Genomic DNA, 26,272 nt, shown 5'->3' with positions numbered 1-26,272 from the left:
CTAGTAATGCCTCTCGAGTAGGACAGCTTCTAAACGATCACTGATCTTATTGGGGATCTGATGTTGTACTTCGTGAACCGCTTCATTAATGGCATTTGCAAAAGCGGCAATATCTGCTCGACCATGGCTTTTAACAACAATGCCGCGCAATCCTAACAGACTTGCGCCATTGTACTGGTCGGGGTTCAACTGTCTAAACTCAGTGACTAGGTCAGCAAATAGCCATTTAGCCAGCAATCGCCGGAAAAGACCGGGGCCTGCCGCTTTTCTGAGACTGTTGATAAACATGCGCGCAACCCCTTCGCTCGTCTTTAAACAGACATTGCCGACGAAGCCATCGCACACAATCACATCAGCAGATGAGGCATAGATTTGATCGCCTTCCAGATAGCCGATGTAATTCACATCAGGGGAATGTACTAAGAGCTCAGCACACTGTTTAACTAAGTCGTTGCCTTTGATGTCTTCTTCACCAATGTTCAACAAAGCCACAGTCGGTTTCTCGACATCGTGTTGCTCGGCTAGGACCGTTCCCATGACCGCAAACTGGAATAAGGTGTCGGCATCGCAGTTAACATTGGCTCCGAGATCCAGTAACCAGCTGCTACCGCCTGACACGGTTGGCAATTTGGAGACTAATGCAGGCTTATCGACACCCGGCAGCAGTTTCAGTAAATAGCGAGACAAACCAACCAATGCACCGGTATTACCCGCGCTGACGCAGGCATCCGCATCACCTTTGGCGACCAGCTCTAATGCGACGCGCATAGAACTGCCCATACTGCGACGAAGTGCTTTTGCTGGTTGTGTATCATTGGCGATCACATGGTCACAGTGAACGATTTCAATACGTGGATGAGAAGCTTGATTAAGAAGTGATAATTGAGAAGAGATCTCGGCTTGGTCGCCGATTAAAATGACTTTTAGCGCCGGGTTTTGCAACAATGCCTGCACGGCGGCAGGCACTGTTACTTGAGGACCGAAGTCCCCACCCATTGCATCAAGTGCAACGGATAGACGCATCAAGGCTCAACCTTACTTGTTGATAACCTTGCGGCCACGGTAGAAACCGTCTGCAGTCACGTTGTGACGCAGGTGAGTTTCACCGCTAGTTGCATCTACAGAAGTCGCTTGTGTAGTTAGCGCATCGTGTGAGCGACGCATACCACGGCGTGAACGCGTTACTTTATTCTTTTGTACGGCCATTGACCCTACTCCTTGTTACTGTGCTTTAAAGATTCTAAAACGGCAAATGGATTCGGACGCTCATCAGCAGATGGGATCTCTCCAAAAACCAAGTTATCAGAAGAGACTTTACAATCTGCTTCATCATGCATGGCAACTTGTGGTAACTCCACTATGAGCTCATCTTCGATTAGCTCTAGTAGGTTGATCTCACCATTTTCGTCGATTTCTATCGGCTCATAAGCTTCAGGTAACTCATCTGCCTGCTCCGGGTTACGGATCGGACTAAAATGGAATTCAACTTCATAGTGGTGGTTGAATGGTTCGTTGCAACGCTGACACTCTAGAGTGACTGTAACGGACGCTTTACCGTGCACTACAATCAGCTTTTGACTATCAACATCAAAACTTACCGTGACATCCACATCACTATTTACGCTCTGGGTGGACTCATTTAAGCGCTCTAGCAATTCGCTCACAATGTAACCATTGTAATCAGATCGCTTCTGAGCAGCTCGGATGGGGTCAACCGTTAGCGGTAATTTTACCTTTTGCATAGGGCGCGGATTTTATCTGTCTAATCGCTCTGAGTCAAAGAAAAATAGAACAAAATTGAGCCAATCAAGCTGTGGATACAATTTGGATAATTTTCCGCAAACTGTCATCCCTGTCTCTATTATCTTAGCCGGATGTTATAAAACCAATAGATCCGCCGCTTTGAGAGGATCCAAACGAGGATCTTGGCGATCCACTTTGGCAATATTCGCTTATACGTTAAACTTCACGAAACGAAAATCACCGATGAAAACATAATGTCCACGCCACTGATACTAGCCTCAAGCTCACCATTCCGTAAAAGTTTACTCGAAAAGCTCGGTTTAGCTTTTGAAACCCTATCACCTGATTGCGATGAAACTCCGCTCTGCAATGAAGGCGCACTTGAGCTTGTTGAGCGCTTAAGTATAGACAAAGCCAAAGCCTGCGCCGCGACCTACCCAGACCACTGGATTATCGGTTCAGATCAAGTGTGTATTATTAATGGAGAAATCACTGGCAAACCATTAACAGAAGATCGCGCTGTCGCACAACTCAAACGCGCGAGCGGCAATACCATCACCTTTTACACTGGCCTTGCCCTTTACCATTCAAAGACAGAGCAAACCTACAGTCTGGTTGAACCGTTTAAAGTCCACTTCCGTGGCTTAGATGAAGAAGAGATCCGCCGCTATATTAAAAAAGAATCACCACTACACTGCGCGGGCAGTTTTAAGTCTGAAGGTTTAGGTATCGCCTTGTTCCATCGATTGGAAGGACGGGATCCAAATACCTTGATTGGTTTACCTTTAATCGCCTTGAACGAGCTCTTGATAGAAGTTGGTATCAATCCCTTACTTCAATAGCTCAACCCGCATAACGCAAAAAGCCGCAACGAACTCGCTGCGGCTTGCTCTGTTGACAATGACTCACATTATGAGCGTTTACGCAAGTAATCCAACGCACGCACCAACTCTGGGCCCATATCCGCATTTAATTCCATCGACTCATTTGTCGCCGGGTGAACAAAGCGAATATTGGCCGCATGTAAGAAGAGACGTGATAACCCACCTTTAGCGGTATAAGCATCAAAACGACGATCGCCGTAACGATCATCCCATGCAATTGGATGCCCTGCATACTGACAATGCACGCGAATCTGATGCGTTCGCCCTGTCACCGGGCTTGCTTGTACTAACGTAGCATTTGGGTATTTTTCCAACACTTTAAATCGGGTATCAGACGCTTTACCATTCGGATTCACACGTACGATACTGTTCACTTCGTTCTTTAAAAGCGGCGCAGTAATTTTTCGACAGCTCGGTTTCCACTCTCCCATCACTAAAGCAAAATAGTACTTTTGTACTGTCTTTTCCCTGAACTGGGCTTGTAACATTCTCAACGCAGAACGCTTTTTGGCGACCAACAAAATGCCAGAAGTGTCTCTATCAATACGGTGGACTAACTCAAGAAACCGCGCTTGTGGCCGTAATGCGCGTAACGCTTCAATAGCGCCAAACTTAAGACCACTTCCACCATGTACAGCGGTTCCGGATGGTTTATTCAAAACTAGCATATGCTCATCTTCGTAGATGATGCAGTTTTCCAGCTCCGCCACTTTATCTAGTTTGGTACTCACTGGTGCGGCATTTTCTTGTTCCGGAACACGAATAGGTGGGATACGGATCAGATCTCCGGCTTGCAGTTTGTACTCGGGTTTTATACGTTTTTTGTTTACTCGCACTTCACCTTTACGTAAAACGCGATAAATCATACTTTTAGGAACGTTTTTTAGCCTTGCTCGCAAGAAATTATCGATGCGCTGGCCTTCAAAATCGTCAGCAATCTCGATGAATTGCACTTTTGGTTTATCATCTTTCATAGCTTTTCAGTCTAACATGCTCGCAAAGCGGATTGCCGCAAATTTATCTCCCTGCTATCATACCTTATTGGATGGGAAAAATTGCCCATTTAAGCAATCTGGTGAGCAAAATATCACCGAAACGACTGTTATTTACACGGGCTAGATAAAGAGATGCTGCAATTGGCGTAAGACATTCTCGAAACTAGCAGACAATAACGAGTATGAGTGCGTTTTTTTTATCGGTGTCAGAGATGCAACCGCCGACGCGGTGTTCCTCGCTTGCAAAAATCATTGCGACTAAACGAGTGAAGTATAGCCCTAGAGCACCCCTGAATTTCCAGCCGTGAGGCTCTATCACATCAGACTTGGGGTCAGGCAACATTGAGAGAAGAAACGGATTCGACTCGTTAATACAATTAAAATGAGTATAAAAAAATGAAAAGAATGTTGATTAACGCAACTCAGAAGGAAGAGTTGCGCGTCGCATTAGTCGACGGTCAGCGCTTGTACGATCTAGATATCGAAAGCCCTGGTCATGAGTCGAAAAAAGCTAACATCTATAAGGGTAAAATCACCCGTATCGAACCAAGTTTAGAAGCTGCTTTTGTTGATTACGGTGCCGAAAGGCACGGTTTCCTACCTCTTAAAGAGATAGCCAAAGAGTACTTCCCTGACAACTATAGCTATCAAGGTCGCCCCAATATCAAAGAGGTGCTCCATGAAGGTCAGGAAGTCATTGTTCAGGTCGATAAAGAAGAGCGAGGCAACAAAGGCGCCGCACTCACTACCTTCATTTCATTGGCAGGTAGTTACTTGGTTCTCATGCCTAACAACCCTCGTGCCGGCGGTATCTCTCGCCGTATCGAAGGCGATGAACGCACCCAACTTAAAGCAGCGTTAAGCACCCTTGAATTGCCGCAAGGCATGGGACTTATCGTTCGAACTGCGGGTGTCGGCAAGTCAGCGGAAGAGCTAGAGTGGGACTTAAACGTACTCCTGAACCACTGGAGCGCGGTTAAAGAAGTCGCTGAAAGCCACCCTGCACCTTTGCTAATCCATCAAGAAAGTAACGTGATTGCACGTGCTATCCGAGACTACCTACGCCGTGACATTGGCGAAATCTTGATCGACAGCCCGAAAATTTTTGATCGCGCACGTGATCACATCCAATTGGTTCGTCCTGATTTCCTCAATCGCGTTAAACCGTACGAAGGCGAAGTACCGCTATTCAGTCACTACCAGATTGAATCGCAAATCGAATCCGCTTTCCAACGTGAAGTTCGTCTACCTTCTGGTGGTTCAATCGTTATTGACCCAACAGAAGCACTGACCTCTATTGATATCAACTCCGCTCGAGCAACAAAAGGGGGTGATATTGAAGAGACAGCGTTGCAGACTAACTTGGAAGCTGCTGATGAAATCGCTCGACAACTTCGTCTTCGTGACCTAGGTGGCCTTGTTGTTATCGACTTTATCGATATGACACCGGTACGTCACCAACGTGAAGTAGAAAATCGCCTACGTGAAGCGGTACGTATGGATCGCGCACGTGTACAAATTGGCCGTATTTCTCGCTTTGGGTTGTTGGAAATGTCGCGTCAGCGTCTAAGCCCGTCGCTAGCAGAAGCCAGTCATCACGTCTGTCCTCGCTGTAAGGGCACAGGTGTTGTTCGAGATAACGAGTCGTTATCACTGTCTATTTTGCGCCTAATCGAAGAAGAGGCATTGAAAGACAACACGTCGCAAGTACTTGCCGTCGTGCCTGTCGCCATTGCGTCTTACTTATTGAACGAAAAACGACGTTCAGTACAGCACATTGAGAAATACCACAACGTTAAAGTTGTTATTATCCCAAGTGCTGGAATGGAAACACCGCACTTTGACGTATTGCGTATTCGTGGTGGAGAAGAGCAAGATACCCTGTCGTATCATATTCCTAAGCAATTGGAAGAGCTACGCGAAGCAGAACAAGCTGAAGCGCAATCCGATGTACCAGTGAAGAAGCGTGAAGAGCCAGTTTTACAAGGCTTTAGTGCACCAAAAGAGCCTGCCCCTGTCTCTAAACCGGCACCAGCACCTAAGCAGGAAGCCAAGCCGACTGAAGAAAAGCCAAGCTTCTTCTCTCGCCTCTTTAAAGCCCTTGCTGGCATCTTCGCTTCGCCTGAAGAAAAGAAAGAGCCGGAAGAAAAACCAGCTGAGCGCAAAGGCAACCAACCACGCAAGCGTCAACGAGATAACCGCAACCGCAATAATCGTAACCGCAACAATCGTAACGACCGTGGTCAAGATCGTCGCGAAGAACGCAGTGAAGAAGCGAAAGAGCAGCGTCAGCAAAACAACCGACGCCGTAACGATCGCAATAAGCAGAAGCAAGCGGCAGAAACGGGGAATGATAAGCGCCAAGGCCGCCCTGAGAAATCAGCCAAGCCTAAGCAGCAGCGTCAGCCAGTAGAGCAAAACGAAGCGCCGCAACAAGAGAAAAAAGCGGAGAAGGCCAAACAACGTCGCCAACGCCGCAAGCTAGACAAGCAGATTCGTGTGGAACAGCCTAATAAGCAAGAGACACCGAAAAATGCAGATCTAGAACAACAAGGCAAGCAGTTAGCGCAAGAAGCCAAAGCTGAGCAAGTGCCAAATAAAGCGCCTGAGGCGACAGAAGAAAAAGCGGAGAAACAACAACGCCGTAACCGTCGAACGCCTCGTCACCTACGCTCAAGTGGTCAACGCCGCCGTCGTTACCGCGATCGCGATGATCGTAAAGCAAAACCTGCTTACCCGACGCTAAGCAGCGGTGTCGCTTCTCCAGAAATGGCCATGGGCAAAGCATGGCCGAGTGCCGAGTTCCGTGCGGCTCGAGCGCAAGAAGAAGCGAAACCGAGCAGACGCAAGCAGCGTAACAAGAAGCCAACGATCCTAGTATCTGGTGTTGCGCGTCCTGAAATGGCAATGGGTAAAATTGTTCTGCCATATACAGGTAACGCCGTCGCTGCTCAACCTATCGTTGAAGAGGTAGTAGACACCCCCGTTGTTGAACAACAGGTGGTTGCGCAAGCGGTCGCACCGCAACCCGCAGTAGAAGCCCCTGTCGTTGAGACTCCGGTCGTTGAAACGCCAAACGTTGAACCTGTACAGCAGCCGGAAACATCGGAGCAATCCGTTACTCCTGCACCGATCGAAGAGGCACCTGTCGCGCCTACTGCAGATACTGCCGAACCGGTAACAGAATCCGCAGAGCCGATAGTTGTTGCTCGTGGGCACGCTTTTGCACCTATGGCAAAAGCGCCAGGGCCAGCAACTAGCGACGTCGAGATTGACGTGCCAGCGGCCTTGTTCCGAGAACCAACGGAGCAATACCGTCAAGCCGGCAGTCAAGTGGCAACAAGCCACGCGACAGCGCCAATGGCAAAAACCATGGACTAACTGATTGGTTTAGATAAAACAAAGCCCCGCAAACGCGGGGCTCAGACTGCTGACAAAGGTCTAGCTTTCGAGCTAGACCTTTGATCTAATAGGGGTATCGAAATATGGACACTCCGTTATGCTTCAAGAGCCTACTCCGCAACAATACGAACTGGAAATGGTGACGATGGAACAGTTAGTTCCTAAAAACCATTTAGTGCGTAAAATCGATAATGCTATCGACTTCGAATTCATTCGAGATGAAGTCGCTCATCTTTACTGTAAAGATAATGGACGCCCACCTGTTGACCCTGTCCGCCTCTTCAAAATCATCTTACTTGGCTACATCTTTGGCATAAAAGTGAGCGTCAGCTCGTCAAAGAGATTGAAGTGAATGTCGCTTACCGTTGGTTCTTGCGGATGTCATTAACAGAGAAAGTCATTCACGCTTCTACTCTCAGCCAGAACCGCATTCGTCGCTTTAATGGCACGGATGTATTCGAACGTATTTTTATCAATATCGTAGAGCAAGCCATGTCGAAAGGCTTGGTCGCGGGTCAAGAGCTCTTTACGGACAGTACTCATCTCAAAGCGAACGCCAACAAGAATAAACACACCAATAAAGTCACGGCGGTTCGTGCCAGTACCTATCTTGATATGCTGGATGAAGACGTCGCTTTAGACCGAGAAAAAGCAGGTAAGAAGCCACTTAAGGCTCGGGAGTCAGAGCCAAAAACAAAGAATACTAAAACCAGCACCACTGACCCAGAGAGTGGCTTCATGACTCGTGATAATAAGCCTCAAGGCTTCTTTTATCTCGACCATCGAACCGTTGATGGTCAACACGGAATTATTCTCGATACCTACACCACCGCGGGTAACATCAATGACTCACAGCCTTACGTTCAACGCTTAGATTACACGCTTGCCACATTCCAATTGAACCCGATAGCTGTTGGACTGGATGCGGGCTACTTTACTGCTCCAGTGGCGGAGTCACTTGAACGTCGAGCTATTCTTGGCGTGTTCGGTTATCGACGTCCATCTAGAACGAAAAATACGTTCAAAAGAAGCACTTTACTTACGATGCGCAAAGAGACAGCTACCAATGTCCGAATGGTCAGGAGTTGCTTTATAAAACTACCTCACGCGATGCGTATCGAGAATACCACTCAGCCCCCAAAGAATGTGCGTTCTGTCCAATGAGGGATGACTGTACTCAAAGCAGAAATATGAAGAAAGTGATTACACGGCATATCTATAGTGACGCAGTAGAGAGGGCAAACCAAATGCGGCTCTCTTCCTACGGCAAGAAGACTTATAGACGTCGAAGTGAAACAGTAGAACGTAGCTTTGCAGACGCTAAGCAACATCACGGTCATCGTTATGCTCGCTTCCGCGGTCTAGCCAATGTGCAAATGCAATGTTGGTTGGCAGCGGCAGCCCAAAACATCAAGAAGATAGCGCTGGTGATGAACTATCTCCGAAAAATAGGCTTAAACATGGCAGAAATGAGGCAAATACTTGCTTCTGTATGCCTATGTAATGAACGGAAACTTCTGCGCACGACATAGCAAAAAATATCGCGATCGCGACCTACGGTCGCTTCCAAAAAAGAACCCCGCTTAAAAAGCGGGGTTCGTCATCAATCTGAGCCCCGCAAACGCGGGGCTTCTTTTATTTCGGCTATGCCTCGTCTTTCGTTGTTATGACTTCTCAATCATTCAAAGCGTGCTTAATCATTTAAATCGTGTTTAACAACCCTTCAGCAGCTTCTTCTATCAAATCCAGCACTAGCTCGAACCCCTGATCACCACCGTAATAAGGATCAGGCACTTCTTCTTCGCTACCTTGGCTATAACTGAGCATCAGTTTTACTTTATGCCGATAGTGATCCGGACATTGCTGAACAAGGCGGCGGTAATTTTGTTTGTCTGCCGCAAGTATCAAATCAAACTCTGCATAATCTCGCTCGGCTATTTGGCGAGCGCGGATACCGTCAAAATCATAACCACGACGCTCACCCGCTTCTCGACTGCGGCGATCGGGCTGTTCACCGACATGATACGCATCCGTTCCCGCTGAATCGATAACGATATCTTCTCTACCAGCCGTTTTAAACGCCTTTCTTAGGACTGCTTCGGCGGTTGGCGAACGACAAATATTCCCCATACACACAACCAAAATCTGCATTCAGCTTTCCCTCTCTCCCTGCTTATGTTGAAATCATTATACTCAATGTAAACAACAATACTTAAAGTCAGAAAGGATAACCATGAGTGACAACAGCCGCCATCAAGAGAGACAGCAAAAACTGAAAGAAAAGGTCGATGCTCGCGTAGAAGATGCTCAACAAGAACGGGGAATCGTGATTGTCATTACCGGCAACGGCAAAGGTAAATCAACATCAGGCTTTGGGACCATTGCGCGTGCCGTCGGCCATGACCAAAAGTGTGGCGTCGCTCAGTTCATTAAGGGAACCTGGGCGTGTGGAGAGCGAGACTTACTCGAACAGCATGATGTCGATTTTCATGTCATGGCGACGGGGTTTACTTGGGATACACAAGATAAAACGGCTGACACCGTCGCGGCTATTGCCGTTTGGAAAGAAGCCAAGAAAATGCTGGCAGATGACCGCTATGATGTTGTGCTTCTTGATGAGATGACTTACATGATTGCCTACGACTATCTTCCGCTTGACGAAGTGATTGAAGCCATACAAAATCGCCCAGCTGAACAGACGGTCGTGATCACTGGCCGCGCAGCTCATCGCAGCTTAATTGAGATGGCCGATACTGTTTCAGAAGTCAGAAACGTCAAGCATGCCTTTGATAGCGGAATAAAAGCGCGTAGAGGTGTGGATTGGTAACTTAAAAGAGAGAACTATGCCTTCAGAGTTTCCGAAGATCTTAAAAAAACCGTTTTTACGTATCTTCTATCTGTTAGAAGCGATCATTTGCATCGCCATCACGATTGCAACCCTAGTTGCAATGACAACAGAAATCACCAACATCATCATCTTACGTGATATTCAACTCACGGATATCCTATTGATGTTTATCTATCTCGAAGTGTTAGCGATGGTACATCAGTTTGTTGCTATTGGGAAAATCCCCGTTCGCTATCCGATATATATCGCAATAATGGCCATTGCACGCTACATCACCTTGGGCATGAAAGAGTTGGATGGGCCTTATATTGTGTGGCTTTCTTTCGCTGCATTTATCTTAGCGGCTGCAACATTGATTGTTCGGATTGGCCATCACTACTGGCCATACGAAGATGATGTGATACTGGACAAGCAGAAAAGTAAAGTCGAGTAATACGCGCTCAGGCAATGAAAGTGATTGCCCCCGAAATTGGGGCAACGATGAAATAGAAAACGCCCTCGTTAAATGCGAGGGCGTTTAATTTCAAGACTCAACTCAAGTCATTACACGCCAATAATCGCTTTAGAAATCACCATACCAATCACACATGCGGAGATCACGCCAATGAGCCCCGGCATCATAAAGGAGTGGTTGAAGTAGTATTTACCAATCTTAGTCGTACCAGAAACATCAAAGTTGGTGGTGGCGATATCTGATGGGTAGTTAGGAATGAAGAAATAACCATAGGTCGCTGGCATCAATGCAACCAATAGGTAAGGTTCTAGCCCCATCGCAATACCGACAGGTAGCATCATGACCGCTGTAGCGCCCTGACTATTGACCACAACAGATACCACAAACAGAGCAAGGGCAAACGTCCAAGGGTAGTTTTGTACCATCCCCATAATACCGGATTCAAACGCAGGCATCGCAAACTGGAAATAGGTATCACTCATCCACGCAATACCGTAGATCGCTATCGCAGCCACCATACCCGATTTAAACACAACGCCATTCGGGACCTTTTGTACGTTGGTGCGCGTCACTAGCAAAATCAAACCACCAAAGCCCAACATCATCATTTGAATGACGTTCGACATTGATACCGCGCTACCTTCAATGGTGCGTACTGCTGGCACCATAGCAATGAACACAATCGTTACAAGGGCGGCTAAGAAAAGATAGACAGCATGACGCGCTGAGTTCGGTAACGTCTCTCCCAATGTGGAAGCGGTCGTATTCTTAATCTTCTCTGCCCAGTTAGGGTCTTGCAGGCGCGCTTGATATTCTGGATCTTGATCTAACTCTTTACCACGACGCAAGCTGTACAGTGAAACTAAGATAACCCCTAAGAAAGTTGACGTCATAGTGACAGAGAGAATAGTTAGCAGGGTGATATTTGCGTTCAAATCCGCCATTTGGGCGAGATAATAGACCACAGCCGCTGAGATTGGGCTCGCGGTGATCCCCATTTGCGATGCAATCGACGCAGCGGCCATCGGGCGCTCAGGACGAATACCATTTTTTAGCGCAACATCACCAATGATTGGCATCACAGAGTAAACAGCATGACCAGTACCGAGCATGACCGTCATCAACCACGTAGCGATTGGGCCAAGGAAGGTTATCTGCTTTGGATTGCGACGTAATACACGCTCTGTCACTTGCAACATGTATTTCAAGCCACCTGCAGCCTCTAGTATCGACGCACAGGTTACCACCGCTAAAATTATCAACATGACCGTAACAGGCGGTGAAGAAGGCGGCATTCTGAATACGAACACCTCAATCAACAAACCGATACCGGACACAACACCAAGACCAATACCACCAAATCGACTACCGGTGTAGAGAATGGCGAGTAGGAACAAGAACTGCATGTAGAGCACGTTTACTCTCCTTAATCGAAACGTTTTAAACTGCCTTGATACTCACACAAAACACCCACAAACTTTTGATAAATATCAAACAGTAGCACGACTTTTTAGGCACCCCATTAACAGTGTGATGGCGATTTACTCTTTGCGGTCTCGTCTTTACAGATAAAGAACACAATAAAAACCTTTTTCAAACAACAAGAAGATTTGCCGAACACAGTTGTAAAACACCAAAGCAACTCTCACTTTTTGTTTTCCGCTTTCGGTATGCTGAGCGTTAACACAATCAATACATGGAGTGAATGAATGCCAGCAAAAGTCTCTGAGTACATGACGGCAAAAGTAATTTCAGTAAAACCCGATATCGGTGTTAGACAGGCCTATTTCTTAATGCGTGACGAAGCCATTCGCCATCTACCCGTCATTGATGAAGAAAAGAGTTTGATTGGTTTTATTAGTGATCGCGAGTTGCGTCGGCCAAATTGGGCCGATGAGAGCCCTGATATCGCTCACGATTACCATGTCAGTGACGACTTAGCGGTCAGTGATGTTATGTGTACGGATGTCATCCACCTCAATACCTATGACACCTTGACCAAAGCAGTGGGCATTCTGCTCGATAACAAAATCACCGCGGCCCCGGTGTTAGACAAGAACGAAGATCTCGTCGGCATGCTTTCAGCAGTCGACTTATTAGCCGCGTTCCGCGATACCTTAGAAGCACAAAAATCGGCAAAAAAAAGCAGCAAGCGCTAACGCTTACTGCCTTAAGTGATGCAAGCTAACTAGGAGGCTTAGTTAAATAAGCCTCTTAGTAATTTATCTGCTGCATCCTTGACTTCCTCTTTATCTGCACTGTCACCCAGTAGCTTATTGATGCCGCGCTCTATCTCTCTTTGCGCCTTATCTTCTAACTGCTGATTCAAGTTCTGCTTCAGTAACGCTTCAACATCCAACTTGTACGATGGCTGACTCCATGTCCCCCCGAGCGATACCGGGATAATGATATCTTTAAGCTCATCAATCCCTTTCCCACCTTGACCTTTACTTGACTCGACCACAGCGACGTCAAGTTCATAATCAATGCTTTCATCAATTAAGTGAGTTTGCCCTTTACCTTTTACACGCAACAGAGGAGAAGCCAAGCTAAGGTCTTGATTACTCATGACCCCTTTAGAGAGCGACAGCGTCGCTGACATCGCAGAGAAATCCGTTTGACGCACTTCCTCTACATAGTTTGACCCCTCACCTTTAAGCGTCGCACGTGCCTCACGTATCATCTCAGCGACATTAAAGCCTTTCACTGCGCCATCAGAAAGCGAGAGCGCGATTGTGCCAGCAATATTCTTGCGTAATGCGTACTCACTTAACCCGATCCCCTTTACATTGACACGCACATTACCGCGCCCAGAAAGGGTATCGTTTTCGGCAACATCCACCAGCAACGGCTGAATGTGAACATCAGTCAATGATTGCTTCACCTCAAAGCGTGCCGGGGTTTTGCGCGCGTCGAGTTTAATCGAAGCGTCAATTGCCCCTTTGTAAAGCTGGGCTTTTAGCGATGATATCGTCAGCTGACTCTGCTTCAGATCCAACGCAAGCTTCACCTTTGTCATCACGGCGTTGGCTGCTTTAAACTTATCAACCGCGATCGTTCCCGCAATATTGTGGCCTGCTAGCGCAGATAAATCTGGCTCTTGTTTACTTAAGCCTTGTGATGACTCCTTCGCAGACGAAGGCTCACCACTTTCCCCCGCCCCTTTCTCCGAAGGCGCAACGTCTGATTGAGGTAGCCAAGCATCAACATCAATGTCTGGGCTATGTAGATCAAAGCGAATCGCCAACGCTTGTTGGTAGTTCAAAGTCAAGGCCCCATTAAGGTCGACTTCATTCACAGACAACGCCATATCGCGCAGAGCAATCACGGACTTTTCAGGTTCAATATTCACGTCACCTTTTAGCGCACCTTTTAGCGCTTTGCGAGGTAAGCTCTCTCCACTCGCGGTGTAGTTACCCACCATGTCAGTCAACACGACGCTGGTTAAATCCCGAGTCACCGTAAAACCCGTTTTAAGATCTGCGGTCAGCGCGACATCAGATGCCTTAAGGTCAGTTGTTAACGTCACATTACCCGGCTTATCAAACGCAAACTCATCGACTGTTAATGTCAGTTGATTCAATACCGTTTCACCCGATGTCGCATTTGCCTCTACCGAAAGTTCTCGCATCGCATAGTCATCCAAACTCTCAGAGAGCCACAATGACGCTTGTCCTTTCACCGAAGCCTGAGCCTCATCCGCCTTCACGTTTAAATCAAAGGTGAAGGCAGTCCATTCGCCCGGTACAAAGGCAGCCAAGGTAAAGTTTGCTGGTTTCACTTCTAAGCGTGATCCCGCTTGATGATCAACCTTCAAAATCTCAGCATCACGAATTTGAATGCCTTTCAGCGAAATAATCCAATCGTTCCCTTGCTTTGCCGCCTCTGAAGGCGCCTCTGTAGCCGTTGGCTCGGCATCCGCTGCAGCTTGTTGAGTCGTATGTGACTTAAAGCTATCAAGGTTAGTGACCCCACTCTTCAATGTCTCGAGATGTACATGAGGGGCATCAAGCAAGAGCTCACCGACAGAGAGGTGTTTTGAGAAAAGCGGTGCCACTTCCACCGATAACGAGGCTTGTTCGAAACTCAACAGATCAGTCTCTGTAAACCCTTCAGGATTTCTTAGCGCGGTTTTACCTAAACTCAGCCCCAAATTAGGCCAAAACTGCCATGCAAGATCCCCTTCAATCACGAGGGTTTGGCCTGTCGATTCCGCCACTTTTTCCACAATCAGCGGTTTAAATTGATTCGGATTAACCAAGAGAACAAGAGCGACAATCGCAACAATCAGTGTTGCTACGATGCCTCCTAACACTATAAACAGCTTTTTCATCGCATCCTCGCTAGCTGTAAACTTAGAGTAATGATCATGAGTGAGGTAATTCAATTACTCAAGATTGATTTAAAAAGAATTTTCTAGATGAATGGTGAGAGATTAACACACTATAGCGTCCACATTCTGTAAGCAAAGTTACGCAACGCAGGCATCGTATACTCAAACGACCTCAAAATGCAGGAGTCAGAAGCTGACTAGCGTGTTGAGTTCAAGGCAAAGGTGTGAAGGAATGGCTTTCCCCTTTCGAACACAGTTAACGCAGAAATCGGGGCGCTAGTTGCTTCCCGAAGGGCGAGCTTTCTAGGCTCGCCACCTTTGTTACTGCTTTTGATTGAGTCCAAGAGATCTTCAAAACAGTGCCTCGATAGCCAACCTAGACACTCTCGCTGAACAAGCACCTTGAAGTGGCTTGAGTAAAACCATAAAAAAAGGCCGGAAAACCGACCTTTCATACTCAAGCAGTGTGCGTTACGCCTTTAGCAATTTGCCGATGTGCGCTTTTAACACGTCCACGGCGATGCGGTTTTTACCACCGCGTGGGACGATGATATCCGCATACTGTTTTGATGGCTCGATAAACTGCATGAACATTGGGCGTACCGTTTTTTGATACTGTTCAAGCACTGAATCCATCGTACGGCCACGCTCTGCGACATCACGTTGCACGCGGCGCAATAGACAGATATCCAAAGGCGTGTCCATGAATACGCTAGCATGCATGATGTCTCGCAGGCGAGGATCTGTGAGTAACAAGATACCTTCAAGAATGATCACTTTCTTAGGTGTCATTGGCGTGGTATCTGTCGTACGAGTATGCTCAGAATAGCTATACTGAGGCACCGCAACTTCATTGCCCGCAGTCAGAGCTTCAAGGTGTTCACACAATAAATCGTGATCCAAAGCATTCGGATGATCATAGTTTGTCATCGCTCGCTCATCCATGCTCAGATGGCTCTGGTCGCGATAGTAACAATCTTCGGTGATCACACCGATCTGATGGTCGCCAACTTTAGCGCGAAGTTCGTTGTAGATAGTATTGGCGATCAAGCTTTTACCGGACGCAGACGCCCCTGCAATACCGATAATGACACATTGGTGTGACTGTTCAGACATAGTAAAAAACACCTGTAAAGACTACTGGCAAGGTGGAAAATAACCGCCAGATTATAGGCAGTTCATCGTACTGATACCAGAAAAAATCTGACTTTCAGCGCTATTTGCCGCTTTTTATACCTCTTTCACACTAATCTGCTGCGGCACATTTTTTCCTTGCCAGAAAAGCAAGGCCGATACCTGTTGAGCAAGTTGACAATACTTGTCTGCTAAATCAGACGCCGGTTGTGCCACAACAGATGGGCTACCCGCATCAATGTCTGCGCGGATTCGGCGATCTAAAGGCATATCTGCGAGCAACTTCAAACCGTGCTCTGTAGCCAATGCGGCTGCGCCCCCTTCTCCAAAGATAGCCTCTTCGTGACCACATTTTTGACAAACATGAAAGCTCATATTCTCAATAATGCCCAACACGGGTACATTCACTTTATCAAACATCGCTACCCCCTTGCGCACATCAGCCAGCGCGAGGTCTTGTGGCGTCGTGACAACAATGGCACCTGTGACGGGGATCTGTTGAGCCAGCGTTAGTTGAATATCCCCTGTCCCCGGAGGTAAATCCACGACAAGATAATCCACATCAGGCCATTCGGTTTCATTCAACAATTGCATTAACGCCTTGGATGCCATTGGACCGCGCCAGACTGCTGCATCGGCATCATCAATTAAATAGCCGATCGAGTTAGTCGCCAGACCGTGCGCCATCACAGGTTGCATCATTTTGCCATCGCGTGTTTCCGGTCTTGCCTCAAGCTGGCCTAGCATCAATGGAATAGAAGGGCCGTAAATATCCGCATCCAACACGCCGACTTTCGCCCCTTGGGCTTGCAACGCCAAGGCTAAGTTCACAGCCGTTGTCGATTTCCCGACGCCACCTTTCCCTGAACTCACGGCGATGATATTCCGCACGCCTTTGACATGGCGAGGTTGTGACGTTTGCAGCGGCGCGACGACCACAGAGGTATTCAGTGAGACACCTTGATCTATCGCCCAAGCTTTCAACTGCGCCACTATATCCCCTGATACGAACGGCAAAGAGACATTCACACTGTCTTCATCGACTTGCACGTTAATCCGCTCATTCGCCCAGCCATCTGGCAAAAGTGCATGTTGAAAAGTAGAGAGCCAACGCTTGGCGTATGCGGCATTTTCAAACTTCATCGCTGCTATCCCATTTACTGCAAATCTAGTCAATATTTTCTGCAAGCCGTGGTCAATCGACCAAAATAGACTCAGCTTACGGTCTTATTTATATCTTACTGTAATTTTTGGTCGTTTAATCCATGGTATTCGTACTGGCATCCTAGACCCTAGACGGTTGCTGGGCTAATATCTCACCCTAACGAAAATATCCATTTACCCATCAATAAGCGAACGACGTAACTATGACCGCAAATCCAAGAAAAATTCTAGTTACCTGCGCCCTTCCATATGCCAATGGTTCAATCCATTTAGGCCATATGCTTGAGCATATCCAAGCGGATATCTGGGTGCGTTACCAAAGACTGCGTGGCAATGAAGTCCACTTCATTTGTGCTGATGACGCACACGGCACGCCAATCATGCTAAAAGCGCAGCAGATGGGGATTGAACCGGAGCAGATGATCGCAGAAGTGAGCAAAGAGCACCAAGCAGACTTTGCCGGCTTTGATATCAGCTTTGACAATTACCACAGCACGCATTCAGAAGAGAATCGCGAGCTGTCAGCCTTTGTTTATAACCAACTTAAAAACAATGGTTATATTACGAGCCGTACGATTTCTCAGCTCTTCGATCCTGAGAAGGAGATGTTCCTACCGGATCGTTTTGTGAAGGGCGCCTGTCCAAAATGTAAAGCAGAAGACCAGTATGGCGACAACTGTGACAACTGCGGTGAAACTTACAGCCCGACCGATCTGATCGAACCAAAATCTGCTGTCTCTGGCGCGACGCCTGTCATGAAAGACTCGGTTCACTTCTTCTTCGATCTGCCGCAATTTGAATCTATGCTACAAGCGTGGACCAAATCGGGCGCATTGCAGGACGAAACAGCAAACAAGATGCAAGAGTGGTTCGAGTCCGGTCTACAACAGTGGGACATCTCGCGAGATGCACCTTACTTTGGCTTTGAAATTCCAGGTGAAAAAGACAAGTTCTTCTATGTTTGGCTAGACGCCCCGATTGGTTACATGGGCTCGTTCAAAAACCTGTGTGACAAACGCGATGACCTCGACTTTGACGAGTTCTGGAACAAAGACAGCAAAACAGAGCTTTACCACTTCATTGGTAAAGATATTGTCTACTTCCACAGCCTTTTCTGGCCTGCGATGCTGGAAGGTGCGGGACTGCGTAAACCAACCAGTGTTTACGTTCACGGTTATGTCACCGTCAACGGTGCCAAGATGTCGAAGTCAAAAGGCACTTTCATCAAAGCGGCCACCTATCTTGATCACCTCGATCCAGAATGTCTACGATACTACTACGCAGCGAAACTGAACAACCGCATTGATGACCTTGACCTGAATCTTGAAGACTTCACACAACGCGTTAACAGTGATGTCGTCAATAAGATCGTTAACCTTGCTTCACGCAACGCCGGTTTCATTACCAAACGTTTTGAAGGCAAGCTGGCGGATACATTTGCTGAGCCTGAACTCTATGCAGAGTTTGTTGCCGCTGCAGACCGTATTGCTGACCTCTACGAAGCGCGCGAGTTTAGCCGTGCTATTCGTGAAATCACTGCGTTGGCCGATAAAGCGAACCAGTATGTGGATGAGAAAGCGCCTTGGGTTGTCGCTAAGCAAGAAGGTCAAGATGCCGAACTACAAGCAATTTGCTCTGTCGGTATCAACCTCTTCCGTGTCCTCATCACCTACTTGAAGCCAGTCATGCCTGAACTTGCTGCGCGCACTGAAGCTTTCCTCAATGAAACGCTAACATGGGAAGGTATCGCAGCGCCATTGACGGGTCATGAGATCACCAAGTTTAAAGCCCTCTTCAATCGCATCGATCCGAAGAAAGTTGAAGCGATGGTCGAAGCCTCAAAAGAAGATGCAGCAGCAGAAGTGGCTGCTAAAGAGGCAGCAGAGAAAAAAGCGGCTGGGCCACTCGCGGATGAACCTATCGCTGATGAAATTGAGTTCGATGACTTTGCCAAGGTCGATCTACGTATTGCGAAAATCCTTTCATGTGAAGAAGTGCCAAAAGCCAATAAACTGTTGAAGTTCCAATTGGATATTGGTGGTGAAACACGTCAAGTGTTCTCGGGCATCAAGTCTGCTTACAATCCTGAAGATCTGGTAGGCAAACTCACTGTTGTGGTTGCGAACCTAAAACCACGCAAGATGAAGTTTGGTATGTCTGAAGGGATGATTCTTGCTGCGGGCCCAGGTGGTAAAGACCTTTGGCTGCTTGAGCCGCATGAAGGTGCACAACCCGGTATGCGCGTGCTTTAACGCCTATACACAGCACAAAAAAACCGACGTCCCAGACGTCGGTTTTTTATTGGGCTATTTTTGTTGCTTAGTCGCGAGTTCTCAATACAAGGTGCTCAGTACACGTTTATCTCACTCTACTGCAAAGATTGCTGTTTACTGAAAACCGCGCGCCACACCCCTTGCTCTATATTGAAATAAGAGCTGTCAATCCGACCATTTTCATCGAGATCAAAGGTGATCTTAATATCGCTGGCCAATGAGACAAACTCTTGCTGACTATTGCCCATCAAAGTAAAGGGTTTTTGCCCTTCAACATGCCCAACCAAATGACCATGCTCAAAGCGTAACTCAATCCCAAACACCGACTTGTCAGAATGATACATACCCAAATAGGGCTCGGCTTCATCGAGGTTTAGATGGAAATGGCTTGGCATCACTTCATGCAAATCATAACTCATCCCAAAGTAGATCCTTACAGCGCTCTCAATGATGTCATCAAGCTCAATACTCAGTCCATTAGCATGAATCGCTAACGAAATATCCCGCTTGGGAAAGTGCACAAGGTAACAGTGATACCCTTCAATTCTGCCTTTGTGGCCATATCCTAGTTTCCCAACGATATTTTCTTCAAAAATACCGCGCGTATAACCATCTTGCCCGCCAATCATGCGTCGTAAGGAGTGCTCTGAAATGATTTCACCATTAAACAACCCAGCAATGAAGCGCACCTGATCGCTCGGAGAGGCAATGATGCCCCCAGTACCATGCACAACGCTCATCGACCACTCTGCTTTCGCAAGCCACTCTTTACCAACGTAATCATACGAGCGAGCTATCATTTCACAATCTTGATGGTTACCACAGAAACGGGTGCTCCTGAGTCCAAGGGGGCGAGTGATCTTTTCTCTCAAGACGACTTCAAACGGCTTCTCAGTGACGCGCTCCACAATATAGCCCAGCAGCAAGTAGTTTGAGTTAGAGTAATCAAACATCTTTCCGGGACGATGGGTCGATGGCAGCTCGGCTAAACGCGATATCATTTGCGCCTTGGTTTGAAAGTGGTAGCGGTACTCTTCAAATTGCGGATCGTCGGTATAGTCTGCAATGCCTGAGCGATGGGAAAGCAAGTCATCAATGCTGATCACATCTGCATTATGTATCTGCGGAAAAAACTGTGCTAATGGTGTCTCGAGTGACAAAAGCTCATCCTCAATCAACTGGAACACCAAGGCTGCGGTATAAACTTTAGTGATTGAGCCCACTTTATATTGCGTCGCATCAGTCACTAAGTTGACCGTAGAATCCCCTGAGAGGCGACCGTTATCAACACCAAACTGCTTGCTATAAGTGACATGGTTATCTTCGTAAAACGCCACGCTGAACATGGCGCGGTTTTCGTCGGCAAGTGTTGAAAAATAGGTATCGAGATCTGAAGCGGCTAGATTACGATGGGCATGCAGCGATGGGCTAAACACTCCGATAGCAAGGAGACATAATCCAATAATTCTATGCAATAACGACACGCAACCACTTCCTTGAAAAACAGTGTTAGCCAAGTGAAAAGACAACTTTGCCCGAATTACTGAATACGCTCGAAGGACAACCTGAGCAGAAAATAATTCGCAGCACAAATAATCATGGAGATTATCATTTTGCTGACAAGCATATCAACCTTATCGCGGTTTAACGTAAAAGAACGCATAATAATTCACCAAGCAACTGCAATAAATTCAATTGGTTGCACAAAAAAGCCATACTTTGCAATTGCAAAGTATGGCTAAGTAAACCAGATGGGCTCATAAGGTGAGCTAAATAGCAGCCTCGAGTTCTGACTTCACCACATTGACGCGCTTAAGAAATGCGGTACGGTCACCACCAATCAACGGATCCGCTTGTGGTAATGGCACACGCATCGCATCAACTGGGCGATTGTTATGAATTAACTCATAATGCAAATGCGGGCCGGTTGAGCGCCCCGTATTACCACTCAAGGCAATACGCTCCCCCATCCCGACTATATCGCCGACACGCACTAAGAACTTATCTAGGTGCAGATATCGCGTCATATACTCTCGACCATGACGTACCACAATATAGTTCCCCGCAGCATGGTGGTACTCTGCTTTTACAACCACACCTTGGCCTGCCGATAAAACAGGAGTACCAATAGGGGTCGCAAAATCAGTGCCGTTATGAGGTTGTACACGTTTGGTGATCGGGTGTTTGCGGTTCGGGTTAAAAGGCGAACTGATACGGAATGATTTTTCTAACGGGATGCGCATAAATGCGCGGTTTAGGCTCACGCCATCTTCGTCATAGAAATTGCCATCATCATGCTGCATAGCAAAAATAGAACGATTGCCGCTTTGGTACAGTATGCTCGATACCTTGCCGTTTCCTGTCGCCTTACCATCGATGAACTCACGTTCAACAGAAACCGCAAACGTATCACCACGACGAGACTCGCGCCCAAAATCAAACCGCCACTGCAGTGTTTTCACCAAGTTTTGAATCTGATTCGGTGTCATCCCGGCATTCACCGCAGAGGTATAGAAATTGCCTTGCACGCGACCATTAAGAACGACTTGCTGGTATTCACCCTCATTCACAATCTCTTTGTGATCGTAACCCCCAATATCCCAAGTATATAGGTCGGTTGTTTTACGGCTACGCACAACAGAAAACTCTATCACTCGCCCAGTATCACTGTCTTGTACCCACTCGACTTGCTGACCAACCCGAATATTCGACAACCTTTGGTCGACATCGAGCAACTGATACATATTAAGCAGAGGCAAACTATACTGGGTGAAAATCTCCCCAAGCGTTTCTCCATCCGCGACTTTATGCTTTCCTTGTGTATCCGTGGTTGCCAGAATCTGATCCAGTTCATCTTGCTCAATAGCAAACTCTGGCGCGTCTGTTGCAATATACTCGCCAAGCGGCTCGGAGTTTTCTGATGAGAGCGGAATCAGGCTCTCTTCTTCAAGAGGTATAGAGGTGGATATCGGCTGTGTCACAGCGATATCGATATTCGCAGGTTGCCAAAGCAGTGCGATTGAAAGGACGCCTGTCAATCCAGCTAAGGCCAGTTTATGTTGTCGCGGCAAACGACGAAATTGTGCCGCGACACTGAGTTTCTTTTTAATCATGTAAACACTGTAAATATTGCGCAGTCATCTGATCTAAAAATGTAAAATAACTGCCAGGTTGTGCCTCGATATCCCCGCCAACCGGATCAAGCATGCCAACTCGCACGTTAGTGCCGCGCACAACGCTTTGAATCACAGCAGGTTCAAATTGAGGCTCGCGGAACACACATACCGCGGCTTCTTCTTTTAAGCGCGTTTTAATACTGATCAATGTCTTCGCACCTGGACGACGATCCGGTGCAACAGTGAAGTGACCAAGGTTGTTCAATGAAAACTGCGACTCAAAATAGCCATAAGCATCGTGGAAAACAAAATACCCTGCTTCCGCTACAGGTGCCAACGCAGTTTCTATGTCTTGCGTCTTTTTGACAAGCTTGTCCTTAAACGCAGCAAGGTTATCTAGATACGTCTGCTTATGCAAAGGATCTTTTTCAATTAGTGATCGTGCCACAGCATCAGCAATTTGACCCGCCTGCACTGGCCCTAACCAAACATGCGGGTCGATGCCATCATGATCATGATGGTGGTCACCGTGATCTACATGATAACCTTCTTCATACTCGCGGAAAGTGATGTCTTTTTGCTCAGTAATTGCGATTGCCGTTGACAAAGAGGGGGCAATACGGGTAAAAAACTGCTCTAATTCTGGGCCAACCCAGAAAACAACGTCAGCTTGGCGAATCTTCATCACATCTGAAGGGCGCATTGCAAAGTCATGCGGGGAACTGCCTGAAGGTAACAGATACTCAGATTCAGCAGCTCCTTGGCTAATTTCCAAGACGATCATATGTAATGGCTTTATAGTGGATAAGACCTTAATTTGTGCCGATGCAGAAAAGCTGATGCTAAAAAACAGCACAAACAAACCGAATAATCCTTTCATTCACCCCTACCTTAAAAAATTATCGCGCTAAATGGGCGAAAGATGTTACATTATAACAAACCACGATTGCAATCACAGAAACACTCATGTCGTATTTAATTAAGCTCGAACAGGCCACGGTTGAGTTTGGCGGACGTCGCGTACTCGATGGTATCGACCTTAAGCTCGAAGCCGGTGAAATTACTACGTTGATTGGCCCCAATGGAGCGGGCAAATCAACCATGGTAAAAGTTGTCACCGGACTCCAACAAACGACCTCAGGTATTGTGCACCGAAAACCGGGTCTACGTATTGGTTATGTGCCGCAAAAACTTACCCTCAATAGCACATTACCGCTCACTGTTGACCGATTTATGCGTTTGGGTGGCAAATATTCTCAATCCGCCATCGTCGATGCATTAACACAAGTTAGAGCGCAACACCTCCATCACGCGGATATGCATCGTTTATCCGGAGGAGAAACGCAGCGGGTACTGCTTGCAAGAGCCTTACTCCGCAAACCGCACTTACTTGTCCTCGACGAACCTGTCCAAGGTGTCGATGTCAATGGGCAGCTTGAGATGTACTCCTTGATCGCCAATATCCGTACTTCACTGAAGTGCGCAATTTTGATGGTATCCCACGACTTACATCTTGTGATGGCGAAAACCGATCACGTTATCTGCTTACACCATCATATTTGCTGTTCAGGCGCGCCAGATGCGATTAGCCAACACCCAGAATATGTGGCGCTATTTGGTCAACAATCGGCGGAGCAGTTGGCCCTCTACCATCACCACCATAACCATGATCATGACCTTGCTGGCAATACCATCGGTCCCTGCCAACATGAACATGCAGCGCCATCGCATTCAGAGGCTTCACAACAATGATTGAGTTCCTGCTCCCTGCTCTATTAGGTGGCCTTGCTATCGCTATTCTTGCTGGGCCCCTCGGCGCATTCGTGGTTTGGCGTAAGATGGCTTATTTCGGTGATACGCTTGCCCATGCCTCGCTACTGGGTGTCGCACTTGGTTTCTTACTCAATGTGAACCTCAACCTCGCGATTATTTTTTGCTGTTTAATGCTCGCGGTACTGCTTGTTGGCTTACAGCGACAACGGCTTGTAGCGACAGATACCTTACTCGGTATCTTGGCGCACAGTGCCTTATCACTCGGTATGGTCGCGATCAGTTTTATGGATCATGTCCGAGTTGACCTCATGGCCTACTTATTTGGTGACCTACTCGCGATTACCCCGAGTGATCTGGTGTGGATTTTCGTTGGTCTGATTGTAGTACTTGGTATGCTGATTAAAATCTGGCAACCCCTGTTATCAATGACCGTCAGTGAAGAGATGGCCATTGTCGAAGGGGTAAATGTAGAACGATTACGCTTAGTCTTAATGCTGATGGTCGGCTTGGTCATCGCGGTTGCGATGAAATTTGTCGGCGCTTTAATCATTACGTCGCTGTTACTGATTCCTGCGGCGACCGCCAGACGCTTTGCAAAAAGCCCCGAGCAGATGGCAGGACTCGCGTCGGTCATTGGCTGTATTGCTGTCCTCCTTGGTCTTGCGATGTCTTGGCACTATGACACCCCAGCCGGCCCTTCCGTCGTCGTTGCCGCTGCAGCGCTGTTCTTACTAAGCCAAACCGTACGCATGCCACGCTAACGCTTACCTCAATACTCAACAAACTCAGGCCGCCAAATTGGCGGCCTGAGTGTTTGGATTAAAACAGGTCATGGCAATCACATTGACTTGCATTTGACGGTTTTTAGCTCTGCAGACGTCGATTGCAACCTTTCTTCGCGTGGCCTAGACATCCATAGCAGCACCAGCGCGATAACTATCCCTGCAAGGCAAAGGTAGAACGCACTAAAATAGTCATAAAATTGCCCCACAAAGCCTATCGCCAAGCTCGAAACCAACACAGCCCCCTGCATCACATTGGAAAATAGCGTAGAAGCGACACCAAGCTGATCACGCATCAAATCCTGTAGTACCACCATTCCCAAGGTCGCCGCCACACCAATGAAGACACCGTTAAACACTTGAATCACCATCAGTTGCCAAATCTCTGCCGAGTGCAATAAGCCGAAGTAAAACATCGCACCAGAAAGCAAACCGACCGTGAGCACTCGGTGCGCACCATATCGCAAAGACAACCAACCAGCACCGAGCATAATCGGAATTTCACATAGCGCCGCAAATCCAAACAGTGTTCCGACCCACCCCGCTTCAACAACCAGCTCTTGTGATAAGTAAAGCGGCATCACGGTGATATAGAGATTGTTTGCCGAAAACGTCATTAGCATCGCCAACGTAAACAACACAATAGGTGGACGGCGATACCAAGGCGTACCGACATTAGCATCCTCCCTCTCCTCCTGTTCGGCCTGAGCAACATCGCGCACTTCATAGAGAAACAGGGAAATGGTTAGCATAGTGCAGACTGTAATCGCACTCGCGATGAGGAAGGTGACACTGAATCCCCACCAGCCTTTAAAAATGAACGCCAATGGCGGCCCAAACACCCAAGCAACAGCCATGCCCGCGCGCATCGTTGATAGAAAGCTGGTACTGCCTTCTGTCATCTTGTTATCAGCATATTCACGTCCCATCGCGAAGATCTGCCCATAAATAGCACCACTGACACTCCCAAACAGGATCGCAATGGCAACTGCCGCATAGTAATTTCGAATGAACGCGAAGCTTGTGACCGTCACGAAGTAACAGGCAAACGAGACCAACAAAATCGTTTTTCGACGCCAACCTTTATCAGAGTTGTGCGCAATAAACTGGGTGACAACCACAGAGCTGAAAACCGCCAACACCATATATGCGCTCAGCATAACTGGCGATGCACCTAAACCTTCAACAAGAAACAGGCTGGAAAGTGGATAAAAGAAAGAGCCACACAACCCTGTTGCAAAGGTCAGCAAGATATAAAGTAAGGCTGTTCTATCTTTTAGCATAATCATATTCTCTCTAAAGCGTGCTTATCTTCTCTGCCAGATAAGGTAGAGATACCGATCCACGTGGCCACGTTGGAATGGCTGTTAG

21 protein-coding genes and 1 pseudogene are annotated in these 26,272 nt (G+C 47.3%); 9 read left to right on the top strand and 13 right to left on the bottom strand.

Translation table 11 applies throughout. The features are described 5' to 3' along the window. The 3 genes from plsX to yceD are packed head-to-tail and all read right to left on the bottom strand — an operon-like array spanning window position 1 to window position 1,742. A complete protein-coding gene (gene plsX / locus TSUB_RS05420; RefSeq protein WP_087018153.1) occupies window positions 1-1,026 on the bottom strand; it encodes a phosphate acyltransferase PlsX in 1,026 nt (341 codons plus the stop codon). A gap of 9 nt (window positions 1,027-1,035) precedes the next feature. Next, window positions 1,036-1,206, bottom strand: coding sequence for a 50S ribosomal protein L32 (gene rpmF, locus TSUB_RS05415; RefSeq protein ID WP_087018151.1), 171 nt, complete (start codon window positions 1,204-1,206; stop codon window positions 1,036-1,038). A 5-nt stretch (window positions 1,207-1,211) separates the two neighbouring features. After that, a complete protein-coding gene (gene yceD, locus TSUB_RS05410; RefSeq protein WP_087018149.1) occupies window positions 1,212-1,742 on the bottom strand; it encodes a 23S rRNA accumulation protein YceD in 531 nt (176 codons plus the stop codon). A gap of 255 nt (window positions 1,743-1,997) precedes the next feature. On the opposite strand from yceD, the gene TSUB_RS05405 reads away from it, so the two are divergent. After that, window positions 1,998-2,585 carry a Maf family protein gene (locus TSUB_RS05405; RefSeq protein WP_087018174.1) on the top strand — a complete coding sequence of 196 codons (588 nt, stop codon included), beginning with the start codon at window positions 1,998-2,000 and terminating at the stop codon, window positions 2,583-2,585. Window positions 2,586-2,653: 68 nt separating this feature from the next. On the opposite strand, the gene rluC is transcribed toward TSUB_RS05405, so the two are convergent. Continuing rightward, window positions 2,654-3,601, bottom strand: coding sequence for a 23S rRNA pseudouridine(955/2504/2580) synthase RluC (gene rluC, locus TSUB_RS05400; RefSeq protein ID WP_087018147.1), 948 nt, complete (start codon window positions 3,599-3,601; stop codon window positions 2,654-2,656). A 417-nt stretch (window positions 3,602-4,018) separates the two neighbouring features. Here rluC and rne point away from each other — a divergent pair, with 417 nt between their 5' ends. Next, window positions 4,019-7,003: a ribonuclease E gene (gene rne / locus TSUB_RS05395; RefSeq protein ID WP_087018144.1), complete on the top strand. Its 2,985-nt coding sequence runs from the start codon at window positions 4,019-4,021 to the stop codon at window positions 7,001-7,003. Between the two features lie 118 nt (window positions 7,004-7,121). Continuing rightward, a pseudogene (locus tag TSUB_RS05390) lies at window positions 7,122-8,556 on the top strand (IS1182 family transposase). Window positions 8,557-8,725: 169 nt separating this feature from the next. Here the strand turns inward: TSUB_RS05390 and TSUB_RS05385 are convergent. Continuing rightward, a complete protein-coding gene (locus tag TSUB_RS05385) occupies window positions 8,726-9,175 on the bottom strand; it encodes a low molecular weight protein-tyrosine-phosphatase (RefSeq protein ID WP_087021262.1) in 450 nt (149 codons plus the stop codon). Between the two features lie 82 nt (window positions 9,176-9,257). Here TSUB_RS05385 and cobO point away from each other — a divergent pair, with 82 nt between their 5' ends. Continuing rightward, window positions 9,258-9,851 (top strand): cob(I)yrinic acid a,c-diamide adenosyltransferase, encoded by a 594-nt coding sequence (gene cobO / locus TSUB_RS05380; protein ID WP_087021259.1) that lies wholly within the window; start codon window positions 9,258-9,260, stop codon window positions 9,849-9,851. Between the two features lie 16 nt (window positions 9,852-9,867). Continuing rightward, window positions 9,868-10,305 (top strand): phosphate-starvation-inducible PsiE family protein, encoded by a 438-nt coding sequence (locus TSUB_RS05375; protein ID WP_087021256.1) that lies wholly within the window; start codon window positions 9,868-9,870, stop codon window positions 10,303-10,305. 110 nt (window positions 10,306-10,415) lie between these two features. Here the strand turns inward: TSUB_RS05375 and TSUB_RS05370 are convergent, their stop codons facing one another. Continuing rightward, on the bottom strand, window positions 10,416-11,741 hold the full coding sequence (locus TSUB_RS05370) for an anaerobic C4-dicarboxylate transporter (RefSeq protein WP_087021253.1): 1,326 nt from the start codon (window positions 11,739-11,741) through the stop codon (window positions 10,416-10,418). Between the two features lie 294 nt (window positions 11,742-12,035). Here TSUB_RS05370 and TSUB_RS05365 point away from each other — a divergent pair, with 294 nt between their 5' ends. Next, window positions 12,036-12,485, top strand: coding sequence for a CBS domain-containing protein (locus TSUB_RS05365; protein ID WP_087021250.1), 450 nt, complete (start codon window positions 12,036-12,038; stop codon window positions 12,483-12,485). A gap of 38 nt (window positions 12,486-12,523) precedes the next feature. Here TSUB_RS05365 and TSUB_RS05360 read toward each other — a convergent pair whose 3' ends face one another. The 3 genes from TSUB_RS05360 to apbC form a co-directional block, all read right to left on the bottom strand. Continuing rightward, the gene (locus tag TSUB_RS05360; RefSeq protein ID WP_087021247.1) at window positions 12,524-14,659 is read right to left on the bottom strand and encodes an AsmA family protein; all 2,136 of its coding nucleotides are present in this window, start codon (window positions 14,657-14,659) and stop codon (window positions 12,524-12,526) included. Window positions 14,660-15,130: 471 nt separating this feature from the next. After that, on the bottom strand, window positions 15,131-15,775 hold the full coding sequence (gene udk / locus TSUB_RS05355; RefSeq protein ID WP_087021244.1) for a uridine kinase: 645 nt from the start codon (window positions 15,773-15,775) through the stop codon (window positions 15,131-15,133). 114 nt (window positions 15,776-15,889) lie between these two features. Continuing rightward, window positions 15,890-16,936 carry an iron-sulfur cluster carrier protein ApbC gene (gene apbC, locus TSUB_RS05350; RefSeq protein WP_087021241.1) on the bottom strand — a complete coding sequence of 349 codons (1,047 nt, stop codon included), beginning with the start codon at window positions 16,934-16,936 and terminating at the stop codon, window positions 15,890-15,892. Between the two features lie 224 nt (window positions 16,937-17,160). Here apbC and metG point away from each other — a divergent pair, with 224 nt between their 5' ends. Next, window positions 17,161-19,209 carry a methionine--tRNA ligase gene (gene metG, locus TSUB_RS05345; RefSeq protein ID WP_087021238.1) on the top strand — a complete coding sequence of 683 codons (2,049 nt, stop codon included), beginning with the start codon at window positions 17,161-17,163 and terminating at the stop codon, window positions 19,207-19,209. A gap of 116 nt (window positions 19,210-19,325) precedes the next feature. Here the strand turns inward: metG and TSUB_RS05340 are convergent, their stop codons facing one another. The 3 genes from TSUB_RS05340 to znuA all read right to left on the bottom strand — a co-directional run bounded on the left by TSUB_RS05340 (window position 19,326) and on the right by znuA (window position 23,226). Beyond that, a complete protein-coding gene (locus TSUB_RS05340) occupies window positions 19,326-20,714 on the bottom strand; it encodes a serine hydrolase domain-containing protein (RefSeq protein WP_087021235.1) in 1,389 nt (462 codons plus the stop codon). Window positions 20,715-20,999: 285 nt separating this feature from the next. Beyond that, window positions 21,000-22,343, bottom strand: a complete 1,344-nt coding sequence (mepM, locus tag TSUB_RS05335; protein WP_246616406.1) for a murein DD-endopeptidase MepM — start codon at window positions 22,341-22,343, stop codon at window positions 21,000-21,002. Then, on the bottom strand, window positions 22,336-23,226 hold the full coding sequence (gene znuA / locus TSUB_RS05330; RefSeq protein WP_087021232.1) for a zinc ABC transporter substrate-binding protein ZnuA: 891 nt from the start codon (window positions 23,224-23,226) through the stop codon (window positions 22,336-22,338). The genes mepM and znuA overlap by 8 nt, the downstream gene beginning before the upstream one ends. A gap of 86 nt (window positions 23,227-23,312) precedes the next feature. Between znuA and znuC the strand changes: the two genes are divergently transcribed. Both znuC and znuB read left to right on the top strand, forming a co-directional pair. Further along, window positions 23,313-24,098: a zinc ABC transporter ATP-binding protein ZnuC gene (znuC, locus tag TSUB_RS05325; protein ID WP_087021229.1), complete on the top strand. Its 786-nt coding sequence runs from the start codon at window positions 23,313-23,315 to the stop codon at window positions 24,096-24,098. Then, complete coding sequence (gene znuB / locus TSUB_RS05320) at window positions 24,095-24,880, top strand: zinc ABC transporter permease subunit ZnuB (RefSeq protein WP_087021227.1); 786 nt, start codon at window positions 24,095-24,097, stop codon at window positions 24,878-24,880. Before znuC ends, znuB begins: the two co-directional genes overlap by 4 nt. A 77-nt stretch (window positions 24,881-24,957) precedes the next feature. Here znuB and TSUB_RS05315 read toward each other — a convergent pair whose 3' ends face one another. After that, entirely contained in the window at window positions 24,958-26,190 is a 1,233-nt protein-coding gene (locus TSUB_RS05315) for a sugar efflux transporter (RefSeq protein ID WP_087021221.1), read from the bottom strand. Window positions 26,191-26,272 lie beyond the last annotated feature (82 nt).

This window comes from Thaumasiovibrio subtropicus (assembly GCF_019703835.1).
GTDB lineage: Bacteria > Pseudomonadota > Gammaproteobacteria > Enterobacterales > Vibrionaceae > Thaumasiovibrio > Thaumasiovibrio subtropicus.
Note: the sequence above shows the minus strand (reverse complement) of the source record. Positions and strands in the feature narration are given on the sequence as shown.